We start from the raw sequence: 1,074 nt of genomic DNA on the forward strand, positions 1-1,074 counted from the left end.
GCCGCCGAGCACGGCGAGCACGCCGACGACCATGATGATGAGCTTGAGCTTGTTCTTCGGCGGGGCGGCTTCCGCGCCGTCGGCGGCTGCTGCGCCTTCTTCGTTCTCTGCCATGACCGCCGCGCTCGCTCTCTAATATAAAGTGTTTGAGCCCGATGCCTGCTGGCAGCCTGCGACGCGATACAGATGCCCCAGCGCAACCCGCGCTCCCCTCGTGCAAACGCTACGGTAATCATGGTTAACAGAACCTTTCGATCGCCCTCCCACTAGGAAAAATCTGCCGGGCAAACATGGTCAACAGAACCTTTCTGCCGGCTCTCCGCGACCGCGTTGAACAACCAAACATATGAAAAACAAAGACTTTCCGGGTTGGCACGGCTTTCGCTGAGAGAGGGCCGAGACCGGATGGTTTGGGAGAGCCCGAAGGTCTCATCGACGGGTCGGCCAAGACGCTTGGGAGAGCGGCGCGGAAGACTCAATTGAAGGGGAGATCGACCGATGCAGAACGCGCTTCTGATCGGATTAGCACGGCAGATGACGTTGGAGCGGCAGATGGACACCATCGCCAACAACGTCGCCAATGCCAACACCACCGGCTTCAAGGCCGACCGCTCGCTGTTTGAGGAGTATCTCAACTCCGGCGCGCGCGAGGACAATTTCATCGGCTCCGACCGCCGGGTCTCCTATGTGCAGGACCGCGGCACCTTCCGCGACGTCAGCCAGGGCCCGATGGAACAGACCAAGGCTCCGCTGGACGTCGCCATCAGCGGCGACGCCTATTTCGCGGTGCAGACCCCCGGCGGCGAGCGCTACACCCGCGACGGCAAGTTCGGGATGAACAATGTCGGCCAGCTCGTGACTTCGGACGGCAACCCGGTCCTCGGCAATGCCGGCCCGATCACGTTCCAGCCGACCGACCACGACATCAACATCGCACCCGACGGCACGGTGACGGTGCTGGAAGGCTCCGGCAAGACTGACTCGATCCGCGGCAAGATCCGCCTCGTCGCCTTCGACAACCCGCAGCGGCTGGAAAAGATCGGCTTCAATCTCTACGGCACCGGCCGCGCCGCC

1 protein-coding gene is annotated in these 1,074 nt (G+C 62.6%); it reads left to right on the plus strand.

What is annotated here, in order from left to right; translation table 11 throughout:
• Nucleotides 1-498 precede the first annotated feature (498 nt).
• The coding region (locus C2U70_RS31430) for a flagellar hook-basal body complex protein (RefSeq protein WP_140982513.1) at nt 499-1,074 on the plus strand (576 nt) is incomplete at its 3' end.

The organism is Bradyrhizobium guangdongense, assembly GCF_006483445.1.
Classification (GTDB): domain Bacteria; phylum Pseudomonadota; class Alphaproteobacteria; order Rhizobiales; family Xanthobacteraceae; genus Bradyrhizobium; species Bradyrhizobium guangdongense_A.